Raw genomic sequence first — 5,521 nt, 5'->3', positions numbered from 1 at the left:
CGGACCTGGGCGCGCGGCTGCGCGCGCTCACCGGCGCGGAACAGGCCGCGCTGCTGCTCGACCTGGTCCGGGCCACCGCTGCGGCGGTGCTCGGCCACGGCAGCCCGGACGCCATCCGGGAGGGCCAGGCCTTCCACGAGATGGGCTTCGACTCGCTCACCGCCGTCGAGCTGCGCAACCGGCTCACCGAGGCGACCGGGGAGCGGCTGCCCGCCACCGCGGTCTTCGACTATCCGGACCCGGCCGCGCTCGCCGCGTACCTGCGGTCCCGGCTCGTGCCCGACGGTGGGCAGGCCGCCCCGGCGGTCCTGGCCGAGCTGGAACGCCTGGAGCGGGCGCTGGCCGAGACGACCGTCGAGGCCGACCTGCACGGCCAGGTGGCGGCGCGGCTGGAGGTGCTGGTCGCCAAGTGGCGGACCATGCGCGGCGCCTCCGCCGACGACCACGACCTGGACCTCGACCGGGCCAGCGACGACGAGATCTTCAGCCTGATCGACACGGAACTCGGGCTGTAGCGGCCCAGCGGACGAACGAGGGACGGCGATGACCGACGTACTGATCGTGGGCTACGGCCCGGTGGGCCAGGTGGCCGCGATCCTGCTGGCGCAACGCGGGTTCACGGTGCGGGTGCTGGAGAAGTGGACCACCCCGTACAGCATGCCGCGCGCGGTCTCCTACGACGGCGAGGCCAGCCGGATCCTCGCCGCCTGCGGGGTGGCCGACCGGCTCGCCGACGTGACCGAGCTGTCCGGTGAGTACACCTGGAAGAACGGCTTCGGGCGCACCCTGCTGCACGTGCGCGCCGCCGCCGACGGGCCGGCCGGCTGGCCCGACTCGACCTCGTTCTACCAGCCCGGCCTGGAGGACCGGCTGGCCGAGCGGGGCGCGGCGCTGCCCGGGGTGGAGGTGCGCCGGGGCGTCGAGGTGACCGGGCTGGCCGACCACGGCGACCGGGTCGAGGTGACCGCCGTGGACGGCGACGGCGGCAGCCACACGTTCACCGCCTCCTGGGTGCTCGGCTGCGACGGCGCGAACAGCTTCGTCCGGGGCTGGCTCGGCTCGGGCGTCACCGACCTGGACTTCACCCACGACTGGCTGGTCTGCGACGTGGTGCTGCACACCCCGCGCGAGTTCCGGCCGAACAACCTGCAGATCTGCGACCCGGCGCGCCCGCGTACCGCCGTCTCGGCCGGGCCGGACCACAGGCGCTGGGAGTTCATGCGGGTGCCCGGCGAGACCCTGGAGGAGTTCCGCACCGAGGCCAGCGCCTGGCGGCTGCTCGGCCTGTTCGACATCACCCCGGACAACGCCCGGCTGGACCGCTACGGCGTCTACACCACCCAGGCCTGCTCCGCCGACGTGTGGCGGCGCGGCCGGGTGTTCCTGGCCGGCGACGCCGCGCACGTCATGCCGCCGTTCCTCGGGCAGGGCATGAGCTCCGGCTTCCGCGACGTGGTCAACCTGGCCTGGAAGCTGGACCTGGTGCGCCGGGGCCTCGCCGGCGAGGCGCTGCTGGACACCTACCAGGTGGAGCGGCGGGCGCACGTGCAGCACGCGATCCGGATGTCGATGGACTCCGGTGCGGTGATCTGCGAGACCGACCCGAAGAAGGCCGCCGGCCGCGACTCGGTGATGCTGGCCGCGCTGCGCCGGCGTACCCAGCAGCGGCACGTCCGCTCGCTGCGCGAGGCGATCGTCGACGGCGTGCTGCACCGCGACGCCGACGGCACGCCCACGCCGCGCGCCGGGGAACCCGCGCCGCAGGGCCGGGTGTCCGTCGGCGGGCGCACCGGCGGCTTCGACGACGTGGTGGGCGTCGGCTTCGTGCTGCTCACCCGGGAACCGGCGGCGCTCGACCCGGACGCCGCCGCGTTCCTCGACGACCTCGGCGCGTACCGGCTGACCGTGCGGCCGGCCGACGGCGACCCGGCGGCCGACGACCCGGTCGACCTCGACGGCACGTACCTGTCCTGGCTGGCCGGCGCGGACGCCGCGCTGATCCGCCCGGACTTCTACCTCTTCGGCGCGGCGACCGGGCCGGACGCCGCGGCGACCCTGGTGGACGACCTGCGTCGGCAGGTCTCCGCCCCCGCCCTGCAGCCCTGACCATCCCCTTCCAGCCCTGAGGAGCTGACATGCTGGAGAACCTCCGCACCCTCGGCCGGGTCGTCCGGACCCTGGCCACCAAGGACCCGGTGACCCGGGTCCGCCGGTTCTACGAGATCCAGTCGCCGGACGTCGAGTTCGCCGCCCGGACCTCCCGCTACATGAACGTCGGCTACTGGGAGGAGGGCGTCACCAGCATCGACGTGGCCGGCGAGGCGCTGGCGAACAAGCTCGCCGACGCCGCCGGGTTCAAGCCCGACGACACCGTGCTGGACGTCGGCTTCGGCTACGGCGACCAGGACTTCGCCTGGCTGCGGGACCGCCGGGTGGCCCGGGTGCACGGCGTCAACGTCACCCCCCGGCACGTCGAGCACGCCCAGGAACGCGCCCGCCGGGAGGGGCTGGCCGACCGGGCCGACTTCCAGCTCGGCACCGCGACCGCGCTGCCGTTCCCGGACGCCAGCGTGGACCGGGTGGTGGCGCTGGAGTCGGCGTTCCACTTCCACCCGCGCAGCGCGTTCTTCGCCGAGGCGCTGCGGGTGCTGCGGCCGGGCGGCACGCTGGCCACCGCCGACATCATCCCGCTGAGCAACGACACCCCGCGCATGTCGATCAACTCGGGTCCGCTCAGCTTCGTCAAGTTCAGCCTGCCGGACGAGAACTGGCACGACCGCCGCACCTACGGCGAGCAGCTCACCGCCGCCGGCTTCGGCAACGTCGAGGTCCACTCCATCGCCGACCGCACCTGGGAGGGCTGGCGGCGGTTCCAGGCCGCCCGTCCCGCCGACCCGGCGTTCCGCGCCGCCGTCGACGGCAGCGCGGTCAAGGGCATGGCCAACCACTGGCGCGACGCCGACCTGATCAAGAAGGAGCTGGGGTTGCTCGACTACGTCATCGCCGTGGCGCAGAAGCCCTGACCGACCGCGGCCCCCGCCGCCCGGCCCGGGCGGCGGGGGCCGACACCTGTCGCGGCCCGCCGGGTCAGCCGACCGCCGTGCGGGTCAGCGCCGCCGAGAGGGTACGCAGGATCGCCGGCTGGTGAGACGCCAGGAAGAAGTGCCCGCCCGGGAAGACGTGCAGGTCGAACGGGCCGGTGGTGTGCTCCGCCCACGCCTTCGCCTCGTCCACCGTGGTCTTCGGATCGGCGTCGCCGGTGAACACCGTGACCGGGCAGGTGAGCTTCGGGCCGTCGGCGTACGTGTAGGTCTCGGCCGCCCGGTAGTCGCTGCGGATCGCCGGCAGCGCCGCGCGCAGCATGTCCGGGTCGCCGAGGACCGCCGAGTTCGTGCCGCTGAGCTTCCGCACGTCGGCCAGCAGGCCGTCGTCGTCGAGCAGGTGCACGGTCTCGTGCCGCTGGCACGACGGCGCCCGCCGGCCGGACGGGAACAGGTGCGCCACCGGCGTGCCGGTCTCCGCCTCCAGCAGCCTCGCCACCTCGAAGCCCAGCGTCGCGCCCATGCTGTGCCCGAAGATCGCCAGTGGACGGTCGGTCCACGGGCGCAGCACGTCGGTCACCTGCCGGGCGAGCTCGCCGATGGTCGGCACGCAGGGCTCCTGACGGCGGTCCTGCCGGCCCGGGTACTGCACGCTGAGCACCTCCACGGTGGGCGACAGCGCCCGGGACACCGGGAAGAAAAAGCTCGCGGACCCGCCGGCGTGCGGCAGGCACACCAGGCGCGGGGCGCCCGCCGGGGCCGGGTGGAACCGGCGTACCCACAGGCCGTTGTCGTGGTCGGTCATCGTCACGCGGTCCTTCCGGCGGTGGCGCCGCGACGGGCGCCAGGGCGGTCCACCGGACGCTAACCGCGCCGCCGCCGGCCCGGCCACCCCTAGCCGACCGGCCGTACGGGTTAGGGGTTGTCGCAGCTCAGCGCGACGCCATAGCTTCCCCGCAGAGGGGACCCGTGGCTCCCGGATGACGTGTGCGCGCCGGACAACGGCCGGTCCCCGCCGACCAAGGGCCAGGTTGATGGACACCGAAGAGAAGCTCCGGGAGTATCTGAAGAGGGTCACCACCGACCTGCGGCGGACCCGGCAACGGCTCCGCGACGTCGAGGACTCGGCCCACGAGCCGATCGCCGTGGTCGGCATGGCGTGCCGCTTCCCCGGCGGGATCAGCTCGCCGGACGCGCTCTGGGACCTGGTCGCCGCCGGTGGCGACGCGATCGGCCCGTTCCCCGACGACCGGGGCTGGGACCTGGCCACCCTCTACGACCCGGACCGGGAACGGCCCGGCACCTCCTGCGTGCGCGAGGGCGGCTTCCTGGCCGGCGCCGCCGACTTCGACCCCGCGTTCTTCGGCATCTCGCCCCGCGAGGCGTCGGCCATGGATCCGCAGCAGCGGTTGCTGCTGGAGGTGTCCTGGGAGGCGTTCGAGGCGGCCGGGGTGGACCCGACCGCCCTGCGCGGCGCGCGGGTCGGTGTCTTCGCCGGCCTCACCCACGCCGACTACGCCGCCGGTGCCGTCGACGTGCCCGACGGGGTCGCCGACTATCTGGGGCTGGGCAGCGCCGGCAGTGTCGCCTCCGGCCGGGTGTCCTACGCCCTCGGGTTCGAGGGACCGGCAGTCACCGTGGACACCGCCTGCTCGTCGTCGCTCGTGGCGCTGCACCTGGCCGTGCGGTCGCTGCGGTCCGGCGAGTCCGACCTGGCCCTGGCCGGCGGCGTGACCGTGCTGCCGACGCCGTCGATCTTCGTGGACTTCACCCGGCAGAACAACCTCTCCCGCGGCGCCCGGTGCCGGGCGTTCGCCGACGCCGCCGACGGCACCGCGCTCGGCGAGGGCGTCGGCGTGCTCCTGGTCGAGCGCCTCGCCGACGCCCGCCGGCTCGGCCACCGCGTCCTCGCGGTGGTACGCGGTTCGGCGGTCAACCAGGACGGGGCGTCGAACGGGCTCACCGCGCCGAACGGTCCGGCGCAGCAGCGCGTCATCCGCGCGGCGTTGAGCGACGCCCGGCTGTCCCCGTCCGAGGTGGACGTGGTGGAGGCACACGGCACCGGCACCACGTTGGGTGATCCGATCGAGGCGCAGGCGCTGCTGGCCACGTACGGGCAGGACCGGACCGCGCCGCTGCTGCTGGGGTCGGTGAAGTCGAACATCGGCCACGTCCAGACCGCCGCCGGCGTGGCCGGTGTGATCAAGATGGTGCAGGCCATGCGGCACGGCACCGTGCCGGCGACGCTGCACGTCGACGCGCCGTCGTCCAAGGTGGACTGGTCGGCGGGCGCCGTCGAGCTGGCCACGTCGGCGCGGCCCTGGCCGGCGGTCGACCGGCCCCGGCGGGCCGCCGTGTCGTCGTTCAGCATCTCCGGCACCAACGCCCACGTGATCCTGGAGGCGCCCGAGCCGGTCGCGGCCGACGCGGCGGCGGGCCCGGTGCCCCCACCGCCGGTCCTGTCCTGGGTGGTGTCGGCG

General features: G+C 74.7%; 5 protein-coding genes. 4 read left to right on the top strand and 1 reads right to left on the bottom strand.

The window, feature by feature from the left end; all coding sequences use genetic code 11:
* The 3 genes from HUW36_RS24440 to HUW36_RS24430 all read left to right on the top strand — a co-directional run.
* Positions 1-515: acyl carrier protein (locus tag HUW36_RS24440; RefSeq protein WP_174530315.1), on the top strand; the 515-nt coding region annotated here is incomplete at its 5' end.
* Positions 516-543: 28 nt separating this feature from the next.
* Positions 544-2,106: a bifunctional 3-(3-hydroxy-phenyl)propionate/3-hydroxycinnamic acid hydroxylase MhpA gene (mhpA, locus tag HUW36_RS24435; RefSeq protein WP_174530314.1), complete on the top strand. Its 1,563-nt coding sequence runs from the start codon at positions 544-546 to the stop codon at positions 2,104-2,106.
* 29 nt (positions 2,107-2,135) lie between these two features.
* Positions 2,136-3,023, top strand: a complete 888-nt coding sequence (locus HUW36_RS24430; RefSeq protein ID WP_174530313.1) for an SAM-dependent methyltransferase — start codon at positions 2,136-2,138, stop codon at positions 3,021-3,023.
* 64 nt (positions 3,024-3,087) lie between these two features.
* Here the strand turns inward: HUW36_RS24430 and HUW36_RS24425 are convergent, their stop codons facing one another.
* Positions 3,088-3,846 carry a thioesterase II family protein gene (locus HUW36_RS24425; protein WP_281357555.1) on the bottom strand — a complete coding sequence of 253 codons (759 nt, stop codon included), beginning with the start codon at positions 3,844-3,846 and terminating at the stop codon, positions 3,088-3,090.
* A gap of 229 nt (positions 3,847-4,075) precedes the next feature.
* On the opposite strand from HUW36_RS24425, the gene HUW36_RS24420 reads away from it, so the two are divergent.
* On the top strand, positions 4,076-5,521 hold a 1,446-nt coding region (locus HUW36_RS24420; RefSeq protein WP_174530312.1), incomplete at its 3' end, for a type I polyketide synthase.

This window comes from Micromonospora maritima, from assembly GCF_902825405.1.
In the GTDB taxonomy this organism is placed as follows: Bacteria; Actinomycetota; Actinomycetes; order Mycobacteriales; family Micromonosporaceae; genus Micromonospora; species Micromonospora maritima.
The sequence above is the reverse complement of the archived record's forward strand: the minus strand, read 5'-3'. Positions and strand labels throughout refer to the sequence as shown.

What these genes read in the sequence shown, in the direction of transcription:
- mhpA (WP_174530314.1), top strand. Translation starts at nt 544, where the DNA reads ATGACCGACGTACTGATCGTGGGCTACGGCCCGGTGGGCCAGGTGGCC.
- HUW36_RS24430 (WP_174530313.1), top strand. Translation starts at nt 2,136, where the DNA reads ATGCTGGAGAACCTCCGCACCCTCGGCCGGGTCGTCCGGACCCTGGCC.
- HUW36_RS24425 (WP_281357555.1), bottom strand. Translation starts at nt 3,846, where the DNA reads ATGACCGACCACGACAACGGCCTGTGGGTACGCCGGTTCCACCCGGCC.